The 23,983-nt window shown below is 58.8% G+C and carries 20 protein-coding genes; 7 read left to right on the forward strand and 13 right to left on the reverse strand.

All coding sequences use genetic code 11. From position 1 onward, the window contains the following. Nucleotides 1-72 precede the first annotated feature (72 nt). From ACYX4K_RS08950 to ACYX4K_RS08960, 3 genes are all read right to left on the reverse strand, one after another. Nucleotides 73-1,467, reverse strand: a complete 1,395-nt coding sequence (locus ACYX4K_RS08950; protein WP_475092466.1) for an L-cystine transporter — start codon at nucleotides 1,465-1,467, stop codon at nucleotides 73-75. A 131-nt stretch (nucleotides 1,468-1,598) separates the two neighbouring features. Next, complete coding sequence (locus ACYX4K_RS08955) at nucleotides 1,599-2,090, reverse strand: TlpA family protein disulfide reductase (protein WP_475092465.1); 492 nt, start codon at nucleotides 2,088-2,090, stop codon at nucleotides 1,599-1,601. Next, the gene (locus ACYX4K_RS08960) at nucleotides 2,047-3,438 is read right to left on the reverse strand and encodes a YihY family inner membrane protein (protein WP_475092464.1); all 1,392 of its coding nucleotides are present in this window, start codon (nucleotides 3,436-3,438) and stop codon (nucleotides 2,047-2,049) included. The genes ACYX4K_RS08955 and ACYX4K_RS08960 overlap by 44 nt, the downstream gene beginning before the upstream one ends. 183 nt (nucleotides 3,439-3,621) lie before the next feature. Here ACYX4K_RS08960 and arsC point away from each other — a divergent pair, with 183 nt between their 5' ends. The 7 genes from arsC (at nucleotide 3,622) to ACYX4K_RS08995 (ending at nucleotide 11,303) form a co-directional block, all read left to right on the forward strand. Next, nucleotides 3,622-3,966 carry an arsenate reductase (glutaredoxin) gene (gene arsC / locus ACYX4K_RS08965; RefSeq protein ID WP_475092463.1) on the forward strand — a complete coding sequence of 115 codons (345 nt, stop codon included), beginning with the start codon at nucleotides 3,622-3,624 and terminating at the stop codon, nucleotides 3,964-3,966. Next, entirely contained in the window at nucleotides 3,966-4,580 is a 615-nt protein-coding gene (gene wrbA / locus ACYX4K_RS08970) for an NAD(P)H:quinone oxidoreductase (RefSeq protein ID WP_475092462.1), read from the forward strand. Before arsC ends, wrbA begins: the two co-directional genes overlap by 1 nt. After that, nucleotides 4,573-4,983, forward strand: a complete 411-nt coding sequence (locus ACYX4K_RS08975; protein ID WP_475092461.1) for a DUF2069 domain-containing protein — start codon at nucleotides 4,573-4,575, stop codon at nucleotides 4,981-4,983. The genes wrbA and ACYX4K_RS08975 overlap by 8 nt, the downstream gene beginning before the upstream one ends. A gap of 235 nt (nucleotides 4,984-5,218) precedes the next feature. Continuing rightward, nucleotides 5,219-7,087 carry a signal peptide peptidase SppA gene (gene sppA, locus ACYX4K_RS08980; protein ID WP_475092460.1) on the forward strand — a complete coding sequence of 623 codons (1,869 nt, stop codon included), beginning with the start codon at nucleotides 5,219-5,221 and terminating at the stop codon, nucleotides 7,085-7,087. A gap of 309 nt (nucleotides 7,088-7,396) precedes the next feature. Then, nucleotides 7,397-8,245, forward strand: coding sequence for an HAD-IIB family hydrolase (locus ACYX4K_RS08985; RefSeq protein ID WP_475092459.1), 849 nt, complete (start codon nucleotides 7,397-7,399; stop codon nucleotides 8,243-8,245). A 33-nt stretch (nucleotides 8,246-8,278) separates the two neighbouring features. After that, entirely contained in the window at nucleotides 8,279-9,502 is a 1,224-nt protein-coding gene (locus ACYX4K_RS08990) for a glycosyltransferase family protein (protein ID WP_475092458.1), read from the forward strand. A 46-nt stretch (nucleotides 9,503-9,548) separates the two neighbouring features. Continuing rightward, on the forward strand, nucleotides 9,549-11,303 hold the full coding sequence (locus tag ACYX4K_RS08995; RefSeq protein WP_475092457.1) for an alpha-amylase family glycosyl hydrolase: 1,755 nt from the start codon (nucleotides 9,549-9,551) through the stop codon (nucleotides 11,301-11,303). A 38-nt stretch (nucleotides 11,304-11,341) separates the two neighbouring features. Here the strand turns inward: ACYX4K_RS08995 and ACYX4K_RS09000 are convergent, their stop codons facing one another. The 10 genes from ACYX4K_RS09000 to folC form a co-directional block, all read right to left on the reverse strand. Continuing rightward, complete coding sequence (locus tag ACYX4K_RS09000) at nucleotides 11,342-12,328, reverse strand: HPP family protein (protein WP_475092456.1); 987 nt, start codon at nucleotides 12,326-12,328, stop codon at nucleotides 11,342-11,344. 45 nt (nucleotides 12,329-12,373) lie between these two features. Then, nucleotides 12,374-13,624: an MFS transporter gene (locus tag ACYX4K_RS09005; RefSeq protein ID WP_475092455.1), complete on the reverse strand. Its 1,251-nt coding sequence runs from the start codon at nucleotides 13,622-13,624 to the stop codon at nucleotides 12,374-12,376. A gap of 142 nt (nucleotides 13,625-13,766) precedes the next feature. Beyond that, the gene (locus ACYX4K_RS09010; RefSeq protein WP_475092454.1) at nucleotides 13,767-15,821 is read right to left on the reverse strand and encodes a transglutaminase TgpA family protein; all 2,055 of its coding nucleotides are present in this window, start codon (nucleotides 15,819-15,821) and stop codon (nucleotides 13,767-13,769) included. Continuing rightward, the gene (locus tag ACYX4K_RS09015) at nucleotides 15,818-16,840 is read right to left on the reverse strand and encodes a DUF58 domain-containing protein (RefSeq protein WP_475092453.1); all 1,023 of its coding nucleotides are present in this window, start codon (nucleotides 16,838-16,840) and stop codon (nucleotides 15,818-15,820) included. Before ACYX4K_RS09015 ends, ACYX4K_RS09010 begins: the two co-directional genes overlap by 4 nt. A gap of 40 nt (nucleotides 16,841-16,880) precedes the next feature. Then, nucleotides 16,881-17,792, reverse strand: coding sequence for an AAA family ATPase (locus ACYX4K_RS09020; protein ID WP_475092452.1), 912 nt, complete (start codon nucleotides 17,790-17,792; stop codon nucleotides 16,881-16,883). A 98-nt stretch (nucleotides 17,793-17,890) separates the two neighbouring features. Continuing rightward, the gene (locus ACYX4K_RS09025) at nucleotides 17,891-19,075 is read right to left on the reverse strand and encodes an O-succinylhomoserine sulfhydrylase (protein ID WP_475092450.1); all 1,185 of its coding nucleotides are present in this window, start codon (nucleotides 19,073-19,075) and stop codon (nucleotides 17,891-17,893) included. A 553-nt stretch (nucleotides 19,076-19,628) separates the two neighbouring features. Beyond that, complete coding sequence (gene purF / locus ACYX4K_RS09030; RefSeq protein WP_475092449.1) at nucleotides 19,629-21,113, reverse strand: amidophosphoribosyltransferase; 1,485 nt, start codon at nucleotides 21,111-21,113, stop codon at nucleotides 19,629-19,631. 68 nt (nucleotides 21,114-21,181) lie between these two features. After that, nucleotides 21,182-21,679, reverse strand: coding sequence for a CvpA family protein (locus ACYX4K_RS09035; protein WP_475092448.1), 498 nt, complete (start codon nucleotides 21,677-21,679; stop codon nucleotides 21,182-21,184). A 144-nt stretch (nucleotides 21,680-21,823) separates the two neighbouring features. Then, a complete protein-coding gene (locus tag ACYX4K_RS09040; RefSeq protein ID WP_475092446.1) occupies nucleotides 21,824-22,546 on the reverse strand; it encodes an SPOR domain-containing protein in 723 nt (240 codons plus the stop codon). A 39-nt stretch (nucleotides 22,547-22,585) separates the two neighbouring features. Next, nucleotides 22,586-23,848, reverse strand: coding sequence for a bifunctional tetrahydrofolate synthase/dihydrofolate synthase (gene folC, locus ACYX4K_RS09045; RefSeq protein ID WP_475092445.1), 1,263 nt, complete (start codon nucleotides 23,846-23,848; stop codon nucleotides 22,586-22,588). Nucleotides 23,849-23,983 lie beyond the last annotated feature (135 nt).

Raw genomic sequence — 23,983 nt, forward strand, 5'->3', positions numbered from 1 at the left:
TTCTCTTATCAAAACGCACAGGCGCGCCATTGGTTGACACTACGATCAAAAAAACGATGAAAAAATTTTGAGTTAACTGACCTCGGTCGCTTCTCCTCTGCTGTGGTCATCGCCACCGCTGCTTTCACCCGTACTATCGCCCAGCCAGCGCTGGGTCAGGGTCCCGGCAGTCATGGCACCGTTCACATTGAGCGCGGTGCGCGCCATATCAATCAGCGGCTCCACAGAAATCAGCAGCGCGGCTATCTGTACCGGCAGGCCCATGGCAGGTAGCACGACAAGAGCCGCGAAGGTGGCGCCGCCGCCGACACCGGCAATACCGAAGGAGCTGATCACCGTTACCGCGATCAGTGTCGCCAGCCACACCGGATCAAACACATTGATGCCCATGGGCACCGCCACCATTACCGCCAGCATGGCCGGGTAAATACCCGCGCAGCCGTTCTGGCCAATGGTTGCGCCAAAGGATGCGGAGAAGTTGGCAATGGCCGGGGAGTTTTTCAGTTCATCGATCTGGGTTTCCACGTTCAACGGAATCGTCGCCGCACTGGAGCGTGAGCTGAAGGCAAACACCAGTACCGGCCATACCTTGGCGAAATAGTGCAAAGGGCTAATGCCATTCACCAGTAGCAGCACCGCGTGCACCACAAACATCAGCGCAATGGCGACAAATGAGGCCAGCACGAAATTAAACAGGTTGAAGATATCCGCCCAGCTGGACTTGGCCACCAGCGCCGTGACCAGCGCCATTACACCGTATGGGGTGAACGCCATAATCAGGCGCACCAGCTTCATCACCCAGGCCTGGGCCACGGAAACGAAGTGTTCGATGGCCGCGCCCTGCTGCGGGTTTTCCCTGCGCACCGCCAGTGCCGCCAGCCCCAGTAATACTGCAAAGACCACCACGGCAATTACCGAGGTGTCCCGCTGGCCGGCGAGGTCGGCAAAAATATTGCGCGGAATAAATGAGGTCAGAATTTCCGGGATACTGAGGTCGCTGACACGACCAATGCGCTCGTTGAGCACTTCTACCCGTGCCGCTTCCCGCGCGCCCTCCACCAGGCCCTCTGCAGAAAGGCCAAACAGGTGGGCGATCATTACACCGATCAATGCAGCAATTGCGGTGGTCCCCAGCAATACCGCCAGTACCGATACACTGATTTTGCCCAGCGAGCGGGTATTACTGACCTTTACTACCGCCGCCAGAATGGAAATCAACACCAGCGGCATTACCAGCAAATGCAAAAGGTTTACGTAGCCATCACCAATCAGCCCCACCCAGTCCAGCACCCAGGGCACGTCCACACCCCAGCCTTCCGCAAGTTGCATAAAGCCACCCAGCAATACGCCCAGCAACAAGCCGGCAAATACCGCCGGTGCCAGCGAGTCGCGACTGCGGTGCCAGCGCGCCAGAGGCCAGAGAAGGAACAGGTAAAACGCCAGCAGTAGAAGTGCACCCAATTGCATTGAATTTGAGTCCCAGTTTGCGTGTTCGAGGTTAAAAAATCGAAGACATCCTAACAGCTGGCGCAGTTTCCCCTAAAAGACGCTTTGGTTATACCGGTAGAAGCATGCGCGGCGGCTGATTGTGCGGCGACCTACTGCTCCAGATAAGGACGGATTGCTTCCTGCAGCGAGGTGGCCGTCTGCGGCCCTACCAGGGTACGCCGCCACTGGCCATTGCGATCAATAATGAAGGTCGATGGCAGAACCTGAGGAACCGCCTGCCCCCAGCGACCTTCCGGTGCCGCGGCGAGCAGCGGGAAGGCGATGCCAAACTTTTCGGCCTGGCGTTGTACTTCCTCCGCGGGCGGCTGATCAAAATTGATCCCCAGCACCAGTACCTGCTCACCATGCTCGCGATAAAAATCATTGAGCTCGGGTATTTCCTCTCGACAGGGCGCACACCACTCGGCCCAGTAATTCACCAGCAACACTTTGCCGCCGGTCTCCAGCCGGTCGCCATTCAGTGCGGTAAGCCCGCCACTACGGGATTCGCAACCGCCAATTGCCAGCGCCATCAGCAACAGTAGCGCGGCAACCGGGTTAAGATTTGGCCGTTTTGCTGGATGGCTTATTACTGCGCGCATTGCGGCTACTTCCCTTGTTGGCAGATTTACTGGCGCTGGATTTGTTGTCGACGGAATCGTCCACCGTTTCCACCGAGGCAGGCAGCTTGGCCGGTTCCAGATTGCCGGTATCCACGGTTTTCTCCAGCATTTCCTTGGACATGGACTCCCGGAACAGGTCCCCAAGGCTCTGCGACAGATGCTCGCGGGAGAACTCCCGCGCCTCGCGGAAACGGGTTTCCACGTCTCGGTACCACGGGCGCACCTGCAACTCGCGGTGACCGCTCTCCGGTACCGGTGCCGGGTGCAGCCAGTCCAGCATCTGCTGCAGAGTGACTGAATCCAGATCCCGCACCAGAACGTAATCGTTGCGGTCTGTCTGCCCAATTACCTTGTTGGCCTGCAGGATTTCCCGAATACGGCGCCACTGGGCCGGGCGAATCCCCGCGCGGGAAATATCCTGATCGCTAATGGTCTGGCCCTGCTGATACTTGCTGAAAAACTTCCACAGGATGGAAAGCGTCGCCACCAGATCGGAGTAATTTCGCCCCTGGGCCGCCGCGTGATAGGCCGACAGGGTCCGCACCAGCACACAACCCGCCAGCACGATCATCCACATCAGGTAGATCCAGATCAGGAACATGGGCACAAAGGCGAAGGCACCGTAAATCGCCTGTACCGAGCTGCGCGCGACAATGGCACCAAACAGATACTTGGCCGCCTCAAAGGCAAACGCGGTAATCACCCCCCCGGCGAGACCGTGGCGCAACGGCACCCGGCAGTTGGGAACCGCAACAAACAACAGCGTGAACGCGATGGCGGTAAATACCCAGGGCAATACCCGTAACACTATCGGCAGCAGTCCGAGGCTGTCGTTCTGGGCGAGTACTTTTTGAGAGAAGAGATAAGTGGTGGCGGCCATACCGGCACCGAGCAGAATCGGCCCCAGGCTCAGGATCGCCCAGTACAGCAGGAAGCTGGAGACACCCCGGCGCCCCTTGGGAATATCCCAGATGGCATTAAAGGTGTTCTCGATGTTTTTCAGCATAAAACCTGCGGTCAACAGCAGCAGGCCAATACCCACCCCGGTAAGGCGCTGGGCCTGGGTAGAAAAGCTGTTGATGTAATCCTGCACCTCACGCCCGCTTTCCGGCACAAAGTGGGAAAAGATCTGTTGCTGGATCTTGCTCTCAAGCCCGGCAAAATCCGGAAACAGCGACAACATGGCATAGCTCACCGTTACCAGCGGCACTATGGCAAACAGCGTCATATAGGTAAGCGCAGCGGCATTCTGCCGGCAGTTCTTTTCGTTGAATACGGTCCACAGGGAAGTAAAAAAGCGACGCCAGCGGTGCACCATTTCAGTCATGGGTCTTCTCAGTTTGTTATTCGGCTTGCCAAACCATTTTTTAAAAGAGGAGCTGTCCGCCATTTTCCGGTGAATCTGGCGGAAAAATCCGTGCATTTTGTCTAAAAAGTACGCCATACCTCAGCGTAGACGACCAACAGAGTGCTGTTAGAATACGCCAAACCTTAACAGGATACGCTTTCGATGTGGACGATCTACCATAACCCCCGCTGTTCAAAATCTCGCCAGACCCTGCAACTGCTGCAGGAAAACAATATCGAGCCGGAAATCGTGCTCTATCTGGAAACGCCGCCAGACGCTGCAGCGCTGAAAGACATCCTCGGCAAACTGGGCATCGCCCCGCGGGACCTGCTGCGCAAAGGGGAAGACGCCTACAAGGAACTCAATCTCAAAGACGCGGCCCACAGCGACGCGGCACTGATCGACGCCATGGTGAACCACCCCAAACTCATCGAGCGCCCCATCGTCATCAAGGGCGACAAAGCCGTGCTCGGCCGCCCGCCGGAAAATGTACTGGAGCTGATCTAGTGGCTTCCGCATCAACTGCGCCGTACATCCTCGTCCTTTATTACAGCCGCAACGGTGCCACCGCCAAAATGGCCGCGGAACTCGCCCGCGGTATTGAAGAAACCGGACTGGAAGCCCGCCTGCGCACCGTGCCCGCGGTTTCCCCCAATACCGAAGCCAGCGAACCGCCGGTACCCGACAGCGGCGCTCCTTTCTGCACCGCCGACGACCTGCGCAACTGCGCGGGCCTGCTGATGGGCAGCCCCACCCGCTTCGGCAATATGGCCTCGCCCCTGCGCTACTTTCTGGATCAGACCAGCGACATGTGGCTCGACGGCAGCCTGAGCGGCAAGCCCGCCGCCGTATTCACCTCCACCGGCAGCCTCCACGGCGGCCAGGAGACCACCCTGCTCTCCATGATACTGCCACTCATGCACCACGGCATGGTCATCGCCGGCATCCCCTACTCCGAAGGCGCCCTCATGCACACCACCACCGGCGGCACCCCCTACGGCGCCTCCCACTGGGCCGGTGGCAACGACGGCGAACTCAGCCAGGACGAAACCACCCTGTGCCGCGCCCTCGGCAAACGCATTGCCACCCTCGCCGAAAAACTGGGAGACCACCGTGGCTAAACAGAAAAAACAGCGCAAACCCATCGACCCCGCCAGCCTCACCCGCAAACTGGACGTCGCGCGCAAGCTCAACTGGTTCTGCTACGGCGGCCTTCTGCTACTGTTCGCGGTATGGAACCTGTTCCTCGACGGCTCACTCAAGTGGTGGATACTGCAAACCGTTCCACTACTGCTGGTGTTGCCAGGCTTGCTCAAACAGCACCAACGCGCCTATCTATGGCTATGTTTTATCCTGCTGCTCTATATCACCGCGGGTATCGTCGACGTAATGATGCCTACACGCGGCTGGCAGCATGGCGTGCTAACCGCTTTGAGCCTTATTCTGTTTGTATCTGCAATGATGACCAGCCGCTGGCAAGTGCAATTGCAGAATGCACAAGCAAACGAAAATACCAGCGTTTAACTACTTATAAATCGCACTGAAAGTCAGTGCGAAGGCGCTGATACCGGGTACAGCCTTGTGAGACCTTCCGCGAGAGGGACCTCGCGGAAGAGCCCCCATGGAAGGGTTGAGGGGGGGCGCCTAGCCCGTGTCTCACAAGGCTGTACCCGGTAGCAGTGCCGCCACTTAACTTTCCAAGCACCACGCGGGTCGCCACAGAACCGTATTAGACAGACCGGCACAAGGAGTTTCAGGTTTGACCGAATCAACAAGACGTCGCGGCCCTATTCGTCGCTTTTTTGGCGCCATTGGTGGAGCCATCACTTGGCTGCGCCGGGTGTTCACCAACATCCTCTTCCTGCTTCTGCTCCTGTTTATCGGCATGGCCATCTTCGGCGGTGAAGAGCGCATCACCGTACCCCAGGGCGGCGCCCTCAAAGTTGCCCCCGGCGGCTTCCTCGTCGACGAAGTCAGCCAACCCAGTGGCGTTCCCAGCTTCCTGGGCGGCCCTGCTTCACCACCGGAAACCCGTGTAAAAGACCTCGTCGACGCCATCGACGCCGCCGCCAACGACAACCGTATCAGCGCACTCGTGCTCGAACTCGATCACCTCGCCGGTGCCAGCCTCAGCAAGCTCGAAGAAGTCGGCGAAGCCGTGCAGCGCTTCAAAGCCAGCGAAAAACCCGTCTACGCCATCGGCGACAACTTCACCCAGGGCCAGTACTTCCTCGCGAGCCACGCCGACAAGGTCTATATGAACCCCATGGGCTCCCTGTTGCTCACCGGCTTCGGCAGCTACCGCAACTACTACAAAAGCGCCCTGGATAAACTGAAAATCAACTTCCATGTATTCCGCGTGGGCGACTACAAAGACTTTATAGAGCCCTACACCCGCGACGACATGTCTCCCGCCTCCCGGGAAAACAACGCCCGCTGGCTGCACCAGTTGTGGAGTGAATACACCGAACAGGTCACCGGCCTGCGCAACCTGCCGCCCAATGCCGTCGATAGCTATATTGCCGACCTGCCGCAAAACCTGCGCGCCGAAGGCGGCAGCTGGGCCAAGGCCGCACTGGCCAACAAGTTTGTCGACAAGCTGCTCACCCGCCGCGCCGCCATCGCAGAGCTGCAGGAAGTGGTTGGCGTCGCCAACGACGACAAATCCCAGTACAGCGGCATCCACGCCCACGACTACCTGCGCCAGGTGAAACTGACCAACCTGCCGGATCCGCGCCTGCAAAAAGACAAGATTGGCCTGATCAGCGCCGCTGGCGCCATCATCGATGGCGAAGCGCCTGCGGGACAGATCGGTAGCGCCACGCTCGGCAAACTGATTGCCGAAGCCCGCGAGAAAAACGTCAAGGCACTGGTCCTGCGTATCGACAGCCCCGGCGGCTCCGCCTTTGCTTCAGAGGCCATTCGCCAGGAATTGCTCGCCACCCGCGAAGCCGGTATTCCCGTGGTAATTTCCATGGGTAGTGTCGCCGCCTCCGGTGGTTACTGGATTTCTGCCGGCGGCGATCGTATCTGGGCATCTCCCTCCACCATTACCGGCTCCATCGGTGTGTTTGGCGCCTTCCCGACATTCGAAGACTCCCTGGAGCACTTGGGGATCTACAACGATGGCGTGGGCACCACCGAACTGGCCGGCACCATGCGCCTGGACCGCGCCTTGCCAGAGACCGCCGCGGACATCCTGCAACAGGGCGTGGAGCACACCTACGCCCAGTTCCTGCAGTTGGTAGCGGAAGCGCGCAACAGCACGCCAGAGGAGATCCACAAAATCGCCCAGGGTCAGGTGTGGACCGGCCGCGCCGCCCACGAACTGGGTCTGGTGGACGAGCTGGGCAACCTCAACGATGCCATCGCCGATGCCGCACAGCTGGCCGAGCTGGAAAAGTATGAAGTGATGGAAATTCAGCGCGAGCTGACCCCGAGCGAGAAAGTCATGCGTGCCCTGGCAGAAAATGTGGACGCACAGATTTCCGCAAGCGTCGAGCGCAATCTGCCTCTGGGCGCCTGGCTGAACAGTATTCAGCCTGCGGTTCAGCCACTGACCGAGTTGAAATCCTTTAAAGATCCCCGCGCACTCTATGCGCGCTGTCTGGGGTGTACCGCGCCCTGACCCTTTCCCGATGCCTCACCGGCCCAACCGGTGAGGCTTCCCCCTCCCATTCACTGCCCAGGCCGTATCGCACCCAAGTGGTGCATACCAGCTTTTCACGCCCGCCACCCTCACCATTTCGAGGCAGTCTCCGCACTCTTGTGGCCCGAGGATTTCGAACTAAAGGATTACTGCGCCAATCCATTGCTCTGAAGCGGTGCAATGGCTCAAATTTCTGTGACTGGCACTATTTTTGGATTACCTGAATAGAGCGCGCGTTTTAACGTGCCGACGCCAGGCCAAAAAAAGAAGCCAAAAAAACGGAATCGAATGACCACAATAGCGAGCCCGAAAACCCAGTGGCTGATCGCCAGCGATCTGGACGGCACCCTGCTGGACCACTTCAGCTACTCCCACCAACCCGCCGACGCCACGCTGCATCAACTGGAAACCGCCGGTATCCCGGTCATCCTGAATAGCAGCAAAACCCGCGACGAAATACTGACACTGCGCGATACGCTACAAAATCGTCATCCGTTTATTGTGGAAAACGGATCGGCCATTTTTATTCCTCGAAATTATTTCCCCCACAAACCCGAGCATGCCCGTGAAGAAGATGGATATTGGGTGCTGGAGCCCGGGGCCCAGCGCCAGAGTATTGTCGACTTCCTCCACACCGACGGCATGCGTCACGGAGTGCCCTATTTAAGTTTTTCCGCCGCGAACAATGCAGAAATTGTTGCTGCCACGGGCCTGAGTGCCGGCGAAGCAGAGCAGGCAAACCGTCGCGGATACTCCGAGCCGCTATTGTGGCGCGGTACCGAACAGGAAAAAGCCGCCTTTACCGCCCGCGCAAATGCGGCGGGTTTCGCCACTCTGCAGGGCGGACGTTTTCTGCACGTGCTGGGCCAGACCGACAAGGGTCAGGCGACGCGCCTGCTCAAGAAAACCTATCAGCACTTTACCGAACGCCCATGCAAACTGATCGCGAGCGGCGACGGGCCCAACGACCTGGATATGCTCCGGATCGCCGACGTCGCCATTATTGTGCGCTCGCCGGCACATCCTCCCCCGGAGCTAGCACATCATCCCGAGCTGATCATCACCCAGGAAACAGGCCCCCAGGGCTGGGCACTGGCAGTTCAGGACATTCTCGCCACCGAATTTCTACCCTTGTAAAAATTTCTACCGTCGTAAAACAGGAAGCAAACCGTGACCGATTTTTTTCAGAATGGTGATATCACGACCCTGCACAACCTTTCCAACCGCAGCCTCGAAGATATGGAGGCTGACCTGATTCGTTTCTCCAAGCATCGCCCCATGTCGCTGCTGCTACCTTCCCTGTATTCAGAGCTGGAAGGAGAGGCTCTACCGAAGATTCTCGAAATCCTGGCAGAAGTTCCCTACCTTTCAGAGATCGTCATCGGACTGGACCGCGCCAATGAAGAGCAGTACCGGGATGCACTAAAGCAATTCAAAATCCTGCCGCAGCACGTGCGGGTATTGTGGAATGATGGCCCGCGCCTGCGCGAGCTGGATGCCCAGTTACAGCGAGATGGTCTCGCGCCACAGGAAGCGGGAAAAGGCCGAAATGTCTGGTATTGCCTGGGCTACATTCTGGCTTCTCGCCGCGGTGAAGCCATTGCATTGCACGACTGTGACATCGTCACTTATGACCGCATGATGCTGGCGCGCCTGTTCTATCCGGTGGCCAACCCTCAGTTTAACTACGAGTTCTGCAAGGGCTATTACTCCCGCGTGGCCAATGGAAAAATCAACGGCCGCGTGTGCCGCCTTCTGGTCACGCCACTGATCCGCACCCTGAAAAAAATCTACGGCCACACCAAATACCTCGAGTATATGGACAGCTTCCGCTACTCCCTCGCCGGCGAGTTCTCTTTCCGTCGCGACGTGGTCAACGACCTGCGTATTCCCAGCGATTGGGGGCTGGAAATCGGCGTGCTTTCAGAAATGTATCGCAACTATTCCACCAACCGGCTGTGTCAGGTGGATATCGCACACTCCTACGATCATAAACACCAGGATGTCTCCTTCGACGACGAGCACTGTGGACTGTCAAAAATGTCCATCGATATTGCCAAGTCTTTCTTCCGCAAACTGGCGACCCAGGGCACGGTGTTTTCCTCTGAGACCTTCCGCAGTATCAAGGCAACCTACTTCCGTATCGCGCTGGATTTTGTGGAAACCTACCGCAACGATGCGCTGATCAACGGCCTGAAGTTCGACATTCACAAAGAAGAGCAGACCGTTGAGTTGTTTGCCAGCAACCTGGTGAAAGCTGGGCAGGCCTTCCTGGACAACCCGATGGAAACGCCGTTTATTCCCAGCTGGAACCGAATTACCAGTGCGGAGCCCGGATTTCTGAAACAACTCAAGCAAGCCGTCGAAGCGGACTACGAAGAATACAACGCATAAAAATAAAACTTTGAACGACCAGATCAGCCATACAACGGGGGATACAGTGAACCAACCGACCGCGCAGTTGCCCATCAAGGAGGTTTTACACCAGAAGGTGGTGGATCACCTGGCATTTATCTATCCGGATCTCGAAGTCGAGCCCATCGCCCAGGAGCTCATACGCACCATGCGACTGGACGATGACTGCCAGAGCCCCCTCGCCCATAAAAACCTCTGGGACCAGACCGATATAGCCGTTATTACTTACGGCAACAGTATCCTGAACGATAACCAGCCACCGCTGAAAACCCTGCATCATTTTCTGCAGGCGCATTTCCCGATGCTGATCAATACGGTGCACATTTTACCGTTCTTCCCCTATTCCAGTGACGACGGCTTTGCCGTATCCGCCTACAAGCAAGTGGATCCAACCCTTGGAGACTGGAGCGATATTCTGCGGATCAGTACCGATTTTCACCTGATGGCCGACCTGGTCATCAACCACTGTTCGGCCCAGCACGACTGGTTCCTGAATTATCAGGAGGGGGACGATCCTGGCCGCGACTTTTTCGTCGAGGCAGATCCCAAGGAAGATCTCAGTAAAGTGGTGCGCCCCAGGGTCACACCGCTGCTGCGCGCCACCGACACACCGCGGGGCACAAAACATGTGTGGTGCACCTTCGGTCACGATCAGGTCGATCTGAACTTCGCCAACCCGAAGGTACTGGCCAAGATAGTGGATATCATTCGCCTGTATCTGGATATGGGCGTGCGAGTGTTCCGTCTGGATGCGGTAGCGTTTATCTGGAAAGTACTTGGCACCAATTGCCTGAATCTGGCGGAGACCCATGAAATTGTGCGACTGCTACGTACTCTGATTGAGCACGCCAACCCCAATGCGGTGATTATTACCGAAACCAACATTCCCAATCAGGAAAACCTGTCCTATTTCGGGAACGCCAACGAAGCCCACTGCATCTATAACTTTTCACTGCCCCCGCTACTGGTCAACACCCTGGTGACCGGCAACTGCCGCTATCTGAAAAACTGGCTGATGAGCATGCCGCCGGCCCAAAACGGTACGACCTATTTCAATTTTATCGCCTCTCACGACGGTATCGGATTGAGACCGGTAGAAGGTCTGCTGGATGACAGCGAGCAGGAAGCCCTGATTCAGACTATGGAGAATTTTGGCGGACAGATTTCCTGGCGCGCACTGGACGACGGCAGCAACAAACCGTACGAAATCAATATATCCCTGTTTGACGCGTTAAAAGGAACCACCGAGGGCGAGGACAGCTGGCAACTGGCGCGATTTGTTTGTGCCCATGCCATCATGCTGGCGCTGGAGGGAATACCCGCGTTTTATCTGCACAGCCTGGTGGGCACCACCAACGACTACGAGCGCATGAAGGAACACGGCCACAACCGCGCCATCAATCGCCGTCAGTGGCAGGAGCAGGAGTTGAATGAGCGCCTGGCCAACCCGGAAACCCATCACCACAAGGTGTTTCACAAACTGCGCCGGCTGATCCAGTTGCGCCGTGAACAGCCGGCCTTCCACCCCAACGCCACCCAGTTCACCCTGCATCTCGGAGATCAGGTGTTCGCGTTCTGGCGCCAGAGTCTGGATCGCCGGCAGAGTATTTTCTGCCTGAACAATATTTCCGATCAGCCCTACACCATTCATCTGAACGCCATCAATCTCATCGGCACAGACCAATGGAAAGATTTAGTCAGCGATGCGACCTTCGACGATATGCTGGCAACAGTGACGCTTGACCCTTATCAGACCATGTGGATCAGCAATCGCTGGTAATCAAATCGGTTATGCGCAGGCAGTGCGACGGACCTCCGTCATTCGGGGTGTTCGTCGTCCACACTCTCGCGGGATTTCACCCAGTGCCCGCCTTTCATCTGGACTTCAAAGCGCGCCCACTGGCGGAACTCCTCCCGCAGGCAGATACCGGTATCGAAGGCGCCGTGCCCCGCGAGGACTTTATAAATGATGCGATCCTTGGTGGGCGGCGGTTCCCGCGATTCATCCACCACCTGGCGCACGCTCCACAGTTTGCCGAGCTTGCCATTGCTGTAACAGCGTCCCGCCACAATTTCCTGCGGGTGTACCACATTGCGCTCCGCGTGCTGTTTGGCCAATTCCAGTAGTTCGGTGAGCCCTTCAGCAGTGATGTCCACGTAAGAATCCTGCTCCTGGATCGCCGCGGCAAAATCTTCCTGAGTAATTTCGGTTTCGCGCGATTCGGGCTCTGCGGTCGCAGTGGTTTTTCGCCGCCGCCCCAGATGTACCGGGTAGCGACGCCAGTAAAACAGGCTGTTAAATGCAACCGCCACCGCGAGGATCAACAGCACATTGGTCAAAATCGGCACCAGCAGGAAATCAAACCCCAACTGGTACACCGCTTCGCCGCCGGTAACGGCCGTCAGGGCTGTGGCACCGCCGGGCGGGTGAATACAGCGGAGGTAGTACATGGCCGCAACCGCAATGCCCACCGCCGTGGCCGCTGCCAGCAACTCGGGACCGATCCAGCGGTGGCAGAGAACGCCCACTAGCGCCGAAACCAGATGCCCCCCCACCAGAGACCACGGCTGGGAAAGTGCACCGTGTGGAACCGCAAACAGCAACACGGCACTGGCGCCCATGGATGCAATGATGAAATAGCTGGTGGAGATATCGATGACACCCGCAGACAGCGCCCGCTGCGTCACCCAGAATACCCCGAGAATCGCCAGGGCCGCGCCCAGGGCCGAAATCAGTTTTTCACGATGGCTGGTATTGTTTTTTTCAATGCCCAGGTAGGCGCGCAGCTCGCTGATCAGACGCAAAGTAACCCCCGTTGGTCAAATTGGCGCTATGTAAATAATCGATTGTTAAGGGTTTGAATTTTCGCGGGTACGGACATTCAGGTGGCGCAAGGCACCACTTATCCATACCAGAACAAAGGCAAACAGGCTGAAGATCCCCGCCCACCACAGTGTGGTTAGCGGCGCAGTAAATTCACTGATGATTCCGGCGGCGAGAGCACCGATGGCCGCGGAGCCGAACAGGGAAAATTGATAGATGGATATAATGCGGCTGCGCACCTGCTCCGGCGCCAGCAGTTGAACGATGGATTTTCCAAGCGCCGCGGAAGCTGCCGCCACCGCACCCCAGCAGGCGCACAACAGCATCAGCCCGAACGCGGTGGGGCCAAAACTGATGGCAATCAGTAATGCCGCACTGTACAGCAGGCACATCAGAACACCGCGCCCCGGTTGATCCCCCTGCCCCCGCCGCAACATCACAATCGTGGCCAGTACAGTACCCGCGACAAACGCAATTTGTAGCGTTGCGTAGTAGCTGGCACCGCGTCCGTAGCTCTCCGCCATTAACGGTAATACCACCAGAAACACGCCGATATGCACCAGGCCGTTAAAGCCCACCAACAACACCAGTTCAAAAATGGCGCGACTCTTACGTACTTCCGCAAACCCCTCCAACAATGCCGAAGGCAATCTTTTCGCCACCGCGACTTTCGACGGGCCGCTGCGGCGCAGGCAAAAGAAAAACACCGCGGCAATGGTCAATACACCCACCTGAATCAGTAACAGCGGTTCTGCTCCCCAGTGATCAAAGCGGCTGGCCAGCAGCATCCCCATCGCCTGGCCGCCGTACTGAGCCAGCATCATCCAGGTTACGAGGTGCTGTACCTGGCTCTCCTGCAGGGGGCTACCATTGGCTGGCTTGCGGGCACCGCGCTGAACCAGATTCTCCCGCGCGGGCTGTAAAAAAGCGGTAAAAAATCCGAGGCTGACACCGTACGCCAGTAACAGCGCCAAACTCGGGATGGCATGCATAAGGAAAAATGCCAGAGTGGCGTGACACAGGGCCAGCCCCAAGCAAGACAGCGCAGCCACGCGCGCGGCATCAAAGCGATCCGCCAGGGCGCCGCCGAACAGAAGAAAAATCAGATTGGGAAGCAATACGGATGCCTGTACCCAGCTCAACTGCAGGGCAGGCAACTCCACCAATGACACCGCAATCCATGGCAGCAATACCACCTGCAGGCCGGTAGCCAGGGAGGTGCCGCTGAAGCCGAGCAGGAAAGTACGCAGTCGAACCGCCAGTGCGGGAAAAGCCATTACAGAATCCGAAAAATCAGTCTCTTACCGCGGCAATATTGACTGGCCATCGCCAGCAGGCGCGGAAAACGGGGCGCTATTGTCCCACACTTTTACCTGACGTTTTCACCTGGCGCCAGTACCGCGATCGTTCGCCCACTCATCAACGCGCCGATATGTGCGCGGGATCTTCGGAAGTGACAGATCGTGCGGAAAGTCGCAGTGGCCAGAACACGCGCACCAGGCGTCGCAACTGTTTGAGCGCCTTAGCATCATCAGCGAAAGCGGCCTTTTCATAGGCAAGAGTGATGCGCAGAACCATAGGCCCTAGCGCCGGCCATTCACGCTCGATTCGCCGCGCGTAATCTCCAGCTGCCTCACCGGGGTTACGCGGTAATCCCGCCCGTGCCATGCGCCGGCAAAAGCGCAGATAAAGACGATCCACCGGCGCTAACGCAGGACCGCGCCCTGACAAGTTCAGCCAGATCAACAATACAACCAGGGCGATTGCCATCGATGTCCCCAGAAAGATAGCCACGCGCAGCGGAGATATTTCCCCCAGCATGCGGCGCAACAGGCCTTCCTGACGCTCGGCATCAAAACTCACCACGGTGCGGTACCAGCGGTAATTGATCGTGTCCCACTGCAGTCGCAAACGCGTGACAAAGGCAATTTTATGCAGGGGCAAAAATGCATCCTGCATAAATTCGTCCGCCGCGGCACTCTGCAGGCCGTCGCGAATACGCTGGGGCGCCACAGAAGCGGTGGGGTCCACACGCACCCAGCCCCGTTCCGGCAGCCAGATTTCCGCCCAGGCGTGCGCGTCATACTGGCGCACCAGCAAATACTCCTGCTGCTCTACCCACTCACCGCCCTGATAGCCCGCCACCACTCGTGCGGGAACCCCCGCGGCGCGCATGGTGAATACATAGCTGTTGGCAAAGTGTTCGCAGAATCCCTGCCGGGTGCCAAACAGAAATTCGTCCACCGTGTTTTTGCCCAGCGCGGGCGGCTGCAGGGTGTAGGTAAAACTGCGGTTGTACATGGTCAGCAGCGCCTGGGATATGGCATCCGCACCCATCCCCTCTTGCCGCCGCGCCAACGCCCAGGCGCGGGCCTCGGGGTTGCCAGATTGGGGGAGCTGCAAGTGGCGGCGCCGTTCCGCCGCACTCAACCGGGACTGCGCGGGAATACTGTCCCGGGGCCAGGAGCGCACATCGTAGGCCAGTCGGCTGCCCACCGGATTCCGGTAAATCAGGGTATCTTCCTCGGTGGTACGCACCCCCCGGGTATCGGAATGGGGGGTTGCCATGGCAAACAACCAGGGATTGTGACTGACTTCCTGAATAACCTGATAACGATAGCGCGGCCCTACCGCGGGCAGACTTTGCTCGTCATCACCTCCGGTACGGGCGCGGCGACCGGCCCAGCGATTACCGGTAACCCCCGGTTCACTCCAGCGGCGACCATCAAAGTGGGTATACACCAACCCGCGCCAATAGCGCTGCTCCGGTGGCGGCACCGGGCCGTCGAAAGAGATCCGCAGTGCGGGCTTGTCGGATTTGGACAGGCGACTGAAGTCCCCCGGGCTCATGGAATCACTGATTCCGGTGGAAGCCGCGGAAGTATTTTGCGGTACCGCCCACAGAGGCCCGAGGCGCGGCATGACCACAAACAGCACCAGCATTACTGGCACCGCCTGCGCAAGTAGCTTTGCTGACAGCCCAAAAGCCCGGCCGGCACGGGCGCTGCCACTGCCCTGTTGCGCGACCAGAGCGGCGGTTACCACCAGCAGGCTAAAGACGCCATAGAGCGCGTAGGGAATCGTCTGGTCAAACACGAACAGGGTCGCGGCAAGAAAATAGGCCAGCATCAGGCTGAGCATGGCGTCCCGCCGACTCAGCAGTTCGATATTTTTCAGGGTAAAGGAGACGGCCAGCAACGCCACCATGGGCTCCAGGGCAAACCAGCGCCGATACGTCAGCGCCAGTCCCGCAACCGCGAGGCTGACCGCAACCAGTTTGACCACACGCCCGGGGATTTCCCGCCGCCCGCGAAACACTTCAAGGCGCCAGTAAACGGCGATACACCAGGCAAATACCAACCAGATGGGAAGGTGAGCGAAGTGCGGCAACAGCACCACCAGTTGCGCGGCGAAGACCCAAAGGAGGCTCTCTCGCGGCAACAGTGTCTGTAGTTGCCCTCTATGCACGCTCACCCGACGACTCCTTTTACCGGAAACAGCGCCAGCGCACTCAGCACTTTGTGCCGATGGGCGCTACCCAGCGCCGGCTCCACCGTCAGGCCGGGAAGCCGCAATCCGTAGGCTACCTGAGCGCGCTCCGCCTCCAGCACCCAGGCACATAGATTGCTCAGGCGGGCCTCGGGCTCGCGCCCGGCCAGGAGGTCCCAGTCCAGCCACAGGCGGGCGTCACTGCCGGAGGCGTATTCCTTGCTATACAGGTCACGTCCGCCGGCAAACTGTTTCCACGCGACGTGCCGCAGTGAGTCTCCCGGCTGATAATTTTTCAGGCCGGCGAAATCATCACCGCCGACAGAAAAGCTTTTCTCCTGCTCCCCCTCGCCCACACTGGCGCCCCAGGGCAATGGGCCCGGGGCTTTCGGTTGTGGATATACGAGGAACTCCACATCCAGATCCACCCAGCTCCAGCATTTGAACAGCCCCAGGGGAAAGCGGCTCTCCACGCGAATGCGCGGGGCGCGCACCTTGCCACGCTGGACCAGAGGCAGATCCAGGCGAGCCTCGACGGACGCACTGTCAGTAATATCCGCCAGCACCCCCTCTTCCGGTGGCCAGCTCAGGCGCACTCTTTCGTGGGCGCGCTTGCCGGTTTTTTCCAGTGCGACCTTTGCGGTGCCGAAATCCCCGGCAAAGGCGGGGTCGACGTCCTGCAGACGCAACTTCAGACCGGACAGGTTGGCAAAGGTGTGTACCGGCAAGATCACCAACAGTCCCACCAGCAGGAATACCAGCGCGAGCACCAGATTGTTTTCGTAATTGGTGCCGAGCAGCCACAACAGGAAAATCAGCAACAGGAATCCCATGCCAGCGGCAGTGGGCAGGACAAACAATTTGCGATGATTGAGCGTGACACTGGGCGCTGCGGGCAGGCGCCGGTCCAGCCAGCGGAGCCAGCGCCGGTTTAACACACCGGCAGTCTGAGGGGCCGCGTTCAGTGCGCCACGGGGATGGTTTTTACTCGTGGAGGATTCCATTGAGACATTTTTAAGCACGTGTGCGGGAACTCCGTTTGCCTCAGGCGGCGATAATGTCCACCTGGTGCATCATACGCTCCACCAGCTGGGTACCGTCGGTGCCGTCGCTCTGCAAACGATGGCCGGCAACGGAAGGCAGTACGGCCTGCAGATCTTCAGGCAAGAGGTGGCCACGGTTGTGAATCAGTGCCCAGGCACGGGCGGCGTGCAGCAGTGCCAGGGCGCCGCGAGGAGAAAGACCGACGCCACATTCCGCGCTCTGGCGAGTGTGTTGCACCAGGCGCTCCAGGTAATCCAGCAGGGAGTCGGAGGCCTTGACCTGGCTGACCAGGCTTTGCAGTTTGCGCAGGCCTTCACCATTGATACGCGGCTTGATCTGCGCCAGTTGCGCGCGCGGGTCGACACCTTTAAACAGGGCACGCTCCGCTTCACGGGTGGGATAGCCAAGGCTGATGCGCATCAGGAACCGGTCCAGCTGGGATTCCGGCAACACAAAAGTACCGGACTGTTGCAGCGGGTTCTGGGTGGCAATCACAAAGAAGGGTTCGGGCAGTGGGCGGGTTTCACCGTCGACACTGACCTGGCGCTCTTCCATTGCTTCCAGCAGTGCACTCTGGGTTTTGGGGGAGCTGCGGTTGATCTCGTCGGCGAGCAACAGCTGGCTGAACACCGGGCCCTCGTGGAAACGGAACTGACCGGATTCCCGCTCGAAAATACTGACGCCGATAATATCCGCGGGGAGCATATCGCTGGTGAACTGGACACGCTTGTAACTGAGCCCCAGCACCTGAGCGAGTGCGTGCGCCAGGGTGGTTTTACCCATACCGGGCAGGTCTTCGATCAACAGGTGACCGCGGGCCAGCAGACAGGCCAGCGCCAGTTTTACCTGATGCTCTTTTCCTAACAGGACCTTGCCGATGTCATCGACAATCGCGGAGATGATTTTTTGCACGGCAAATCCATTACTGCTCGGTTTTTCTTCACTAAATGATAGGCCCCGAGGCAAACGGGGCCATTCATCATGTCACATTCCGCGCCATTGTGACCCTTTTACGCGAGTACCGACAAGCCTCGCGCCAGATCGGCCTTCAGATCATCGACATTTTCCAGCCCCACCGAGATACGGATCAGGTTTTCGGTAATACCGGCCTTCTCTTTGTCCTCATCGCTCAGGCGGCCGTGCGTGGTGGTGGCCGGGTGCACGATGGTGCTTTTGGCGTCACCGAGATTGGCGGTCACCGAGAAGATCTTGCAGGCATCGATCACCTTCCAGGCCGCCTCGCGACCACCGGCGACGGTGAAACTGAATACTGCGCCAAAACCGCCTTGCTGCGCCGCCGCAAGCTGGTGGTTCGGATGGCTGGGCAGGCCGACGTAATTGACCTTCTCCACCTGCGCGTGTTCTTTCAACCACCAGGCGATATCCAGTGCACTGGTGCAGTGCGCGCGCATGCGCAGGTTGAGGGTTTCGAGCCCCTTGAGGAAGACCCAGGCGTTGAACGGGCTCAGGCTGGGGCCGCAGGTGCGCAGGAAGATGACAACTTCGTCCATGACTTCTTTCTTGCCCACAACCACACCCCCCAGGCAGCGGCCCTGGCCGTCGAGAAATTTGGTGGCGGAGTGCACAACGATGTCGGCGCCCAACTCCAGCGGGCGCTGCAGTGCGGGCGTACAAAAGCAGTTATCCACCACCAACTGCGCGCCGGCGCTGTGGGCGAGATCCGCCATGGCGCGAATATCGGCGACTTCGCACAGTGGGTTGGACGGCGTTTCCATGAACAGCAGTTTGGTATCGCCATCCACCGCGTCTTTCCAGGCCTGAAAATCGGTCAGTTCTACGAAGCTGACTTTCACCCCAAACTTGATCATGTAGCGGGTAAACAGCGCGGTGGTGGTGCCGAATACGCTGCGGGAACAGATCACCTTGTCGCCACTTTTCAGGGTAGCCATGCACAGGCTCAATATCGCGGCCATACCGCTCGAAGTCGCCACTGCCGCCTCCCCACCTTCCATCGCGGCGATACGCTCTTCGAACATACGCACGGTGGGATTGGTGTAGCGCGAGTAAACATTGCCAGGAGAATCCCCGGAGAAGCGCGCGGCGGCTTCTGCCGCAGAGGGAAAGACGTAACTGGAGGTGGTGTAGATAGGCTCGGCGTGCTCGCCTTCCGCCGACCGGCTCTGGCCTGCTCGTACCGCCAGTGTTTCCAGTGCGTAGCCGTCGTCTTCAAACATGGTTTAACCGTCCCGGGTTAGAAATTGCTGAGCCGGTAATCTTAACCCATGAAGGCGGCTTGGGCGGAACGAAAACAAAAAGCTTCGTAGACAGCCCGGTGGCGGCGCCGCTACCGATAGCAGTTTGCGGGACACGAGCTAGGCGCCCCCCCTCAACCCATCCCTGGGGGCTCGGACGCGGCCATCCAGGCCGCGTACGGTCCCGCAAACTGCTATCGGTATCGGCGCCTTCGCATCAAGCAATAATACTTCGCCCCACTGATTGGCATAGCGAAAAGAGAAAGAAACTGATTACTTAAAAGTTACGAAGCACGAGTTATAAATCGAAGGGAAAGTGACGGGGATCCGTTTTCAAAAGCGTCGGCGACAGGGACGTCGCCGACGCAGCCTACATGGGTGAGGCAAGTGTTTGCGAAGCACTGCTTCGCACGCAGCCGAACGACGCCAATCTGCGATTGGCGGCCGGGCCCGCTTGCGGGTATTCATGGCGGTTTTGAAAACGGATACCCGTTGCTTTACCGCTACTAAAAGGACCTACGGAGTGGACAAGGGACTAGAGTGAACTCTCGTTGCCCTTCCCTTTCGCATTGTCATTACGCGCCGCATGCAGGCTGTCCAGATACTCTTCGGTAACATCGCCGGTGATGTACTTGCCATCGAATACCGCGCAATCGAACTCCTTGATCTCGGTATTGCCGTCAGCAGAGGAAACGATCAGCTCATCGAGGTCCTGGTAAATCAGCCAGTCTGCTCCGATCTCTTCACACACTTCTTCGGTGGTGCGGTTATGGGCAACCAGCTCGGTGGCAGAAGGCATATCGATGCCGTACACGTTCGGGTATTTCACGGCCGGAGCGGCAGAGGCGAAATACACCTTGTTGGCACCCGCATCGCGCGCCATCTGGATGATCTGCTTACAGGTAGTCCCGCGCACGATGGAATCGTCCACCAGCAATACATTCTTGCCGCGGAACTCCAGTTCGATCGGGTTCAGCTTCTGGCGAACAGATTTTTTACGCTGCTTCTGACCCGGCATGATGAAGGTACGGCCGATATAGCGGTTTTTCACCATGCCTTCCCGGAATTTTACACCCAGACGGTGCGCCACCATCTGGCCGGCGGAGCGGGAGGAATCCGGGATCGGGATCACTACATCAATATCGTGGTCCGGGCGCTCGCGCAGGATTTTTTCAGCCAGGTGCTCCCCCTGACGCAGGCGCGCCTTGTGCACGGAAACGCCGTCCATGATGGAGTCCGGGCGGGCGAAGTACACATGTTCGAAAATACAGGGCGTGAGCTTGGGGTTTTCCGCGCACTGCTCGGAGTGCACTGTGCCATCCAGTTCAATGTAGATACATTCACCCGGCGCCACGTCGCGCACCAGGGTGTAACCGAGCACGTCCAGCGCTACGGATTCAGAGGCCACCATATATTCGGTGCCCTTATCGGTTTCGCGCTTGCCGTATACCAGCGGGCGGATTCCGTTGGGGTCGCGGAAGGCCACAATGCCGTAGCCGACAATCATCGCCACACAGGCGTAGCCACCGCGTACACGTTTGTGCACGGCGCGCATGGCGGTGAAGATGTCTTCGGCTTTGGGCTGGAGCTTGTGCTCCTTGTGCAGCTCGTGGGCAAATACGTTGAGCAGGACTTCGGAGTCGGAGTCGGTGTTGATGTGGCGCAGGTCCTGCTGGAAGATCTGGTCCTTCACCTCGTTGACGTTGGTGAGGTTGCCATTGTGGGCCATGGCGATGCCGTAGGGGGAGTTCACGTAGAACGGCTGGGCCAGTGCCGGGCCGGAGCTGCCAGCGGTTGGGTAGCGCACATGGCCGATACCGAAGTTACCGGTCAGGCGCTGCATATGGCGCGCCCGGAACACGTCGCGCACCAGGCCGTTGGCCTTTTGCTGATTCAGGCGGTCGCCATCACAGGTGACGATACCGGCGGCATCCTGGCCACGGTGCTGCAACAGGGTGAGCGCGTCGTACAACTGCAGATTGACGTCACTCTTACCGACGATTCCAACGATGCCACACATACTTCAGATAACCCCAGTCATTTCGAAATGGTCATGGTGATCCCGCGCCGCCTCCCGCAGCCCATCGATCAGTCAATTTGCCCTGCGAAGAAATCCTTGATCGCGCCAGCCGCTTCGCGCGCGCGGTCCTCAAATTCGAGAAAATGCGGTATTAACGTCGATTGCTGCCACCAGCCGTCCTCATTCACCGGCGCCAGCGCCGGAGCGAAGATCAGCAATGCCATCACGATGATGCAGCCGCGAAACAGACCGAACACCATACCCAATACCCGGTCGGTTCCAGACAGGCCGGTGGCCTCCACGAACGCAGACAGGGTCATATTCAGGCCGGCTCCCGCCAGCAGGGTAAAGATGAACAGTATGGAAAAGGCGGCTATGGCCTGTAGTGAAGGCGTATCGACGAGGTTGGAGAGCAGTGGTGCCAGCTGGTCGCGGAACATCATCGCCACTACGAATGCCGCCACCCAGGTGAGTAGCGACAGCACTTCGCGCACGAAGCCTCGGCTCAAGCCGATCAGCGTGGAGATGGCGACGATTGCCAGAATGGTCCAGTCAGCCCAGTTCATTCAACCCTACCTGCTACGCGGCGGCTGCCGCGAAGAGCGCGCATTCTAACTTACCGACCGGGGCCAGTGAAGCAGTTCACCAAAACCATTGAAAAAGGTAACCGAAAAGGAGTGCATGGTAAGGTCGCGCGGCACCGAGTGGTATCAGGCCCGATAGCGCAGAATCAGGGTCTCTGTCTTCAGTAGCTTGTCCAGCTTCTGCTTCTCTGACTGCGCATCCACCCGGCTCAGCTTGGGCCCCACAAACACGCGCACAAAGCGGCCCTTGGGGGTATCCACGGCACGGGTATAGGCGCGGAAACCGGCGTCCATCAGCTTGCTGCGCATACGATCGGCGCTGGCGGCTTCCTTATAGGCGGCCACCTGAACCACCCACCCTTCGGGCAACCCCTGCTCATCCAGTTGCGTTTCCTCCGCCGGCAACTGCAGCTTTGGATCTGGCTGGGGCTCTGACCGGGACTCTGACTGGGCAACCTGCTCAGGCTCGGGTTTTGCCGGTGCAGGCTGAGGTTCTGCGGGCGCTTGCGGCTCCAGAGAAACGGCTTCCGGGTCCGGCGCCGGGCCCGACTGCTCTACGAAATCGGGCTGGAATACCTCATTCACCGGTGGCGCCGGCTCGATATTCTCGATGGGTTGCGGTTCGGCAATGGAGATGGGTTTGATATCCGGCGGTGCCGGAATCTGGCTGGTCACATCGATATAGCGCGCCCCTTCCCGGTCGAACAGGGTGGGAAGGAAGATGACCGCAAGTGCCGCAAGCACCAGCGCGCCCACGATGCGCTGCTTCACGCCATCGTTCAGCCGACGGGATGCGCTCTTGTGACGCTGTTGAGAGTAGGAATCGGAGTCGCTGTCCCGGCCGGCCATTGGTTTGTTCTCTTGCGCTATTGGAGGGCTATAGAAGGACTATCGGGCTCCACCGAGCCGCTCTATTTCGGACAATACTTCCGCAACGGTAAAGAAAGAGCCGAAAACAAGCAACCTGTCTTCCCTGCCCAGCGCCCCCATCGCCACTTGCAGCTGCTCCGCCACCGGCGCACAGCGATCCGAAACCTGCGTCTCAGCCACACCCGCGGCCGCGAGCCCCTGCAAAACCTGCTCCGCACTCGCCGCGCGCGGATTGCCCGGCAAAAGCGCCGGAAACCAGTAATCCACGGTGTCTTTCAACGGTTCAACCAGCCCATCCAAATCCTTGTCCGCCATCACCGCTACCAGCGCCACCGTGCGCCCGGACACCGGATGACGCGCCAGCCAATCCGCCAGATACGTCGCCGCCGCCGGGTTGTGCCCCACATCCAGCAACAGATTGCGATCCTGCCAGTGCACCGCCTGACAACGCCCGGGCATCCGCAGGGTTTCCAGCACCTCGCAAACCCGCTCCGCCTCCGGCAACTCACCGGCAATCGCCAACGCAGTCACCGCCGCCGCCACACTGGCCGGCGGCAACTGCAATTCCGGCACACCAAAGCGTAACGCCGGCTCCGCCTGCAGCGCATACTCTCCATCGATCAGGGAAAACTCATGCCCGATAAAAAAGCTCTCACAGCCAAGCTTGCCGGAAATATCAATGACCGAAGCCGGCGGCTGCGGGTCCGCACACACAAACGTCTTCCCCGCGCGCAAAATCCCCGCCTTCTCCCGGCCAATCACCTCCCGGTCATTCCCCAACCAGGCCTCGTGATCCACCGCCACACTGGTAATGATCGCAATATCCGCATCCACCAGATTCACCGCATCCAGCCGACCACCCAGGCCCACCTCCAGCAAAGCAAACTCCACCTCAGCCTGCTTAAACAGCCAGAACGCCGCCAGGGTCGTGAACTCAAAGTAAGTCAGGCTCACCTCCCCGCGCGCCTGCTCAACCGCCTCAAACGCCGCGATCAACTGCTCGTCCGCAACCTCTTGACCATCGATGCGAATGCGCTCGTTAAAGCGCAACAGGTGCGGCGAACTGTAGGCGCCCACGGAGTGATCCCCGGCACGCAACAGCGCCTCCATCGTCCGCACACAACTGCCCTTGCCGTTGGTACCTCCCACGGTAATCACCCTACGCGCCGGTGTTTCCACATCCAGCACACGCGCGACGGAGGATACTCGCGCTAGGCCTAGTTCGATTTCTGTTGGGTGGAGCTTTTCCAGGCGAGAGAGCCAGGATTGGAGATCGCGCATTAGGTCACCGGTGATTTAGTCAGGTGAAAAGATTTTAGCTAGGAAGAACAACTAGAGGGAGTTGATTCGAAGTGAAGAAGTCGAAGCGAAGGGGGCGCTGCCGGGTGGGCCTTTGTGAGACCTTCGAAAACATGG

The organism is Microbulbifer sp. ABF4_107 (assembly GCF_056312215.1).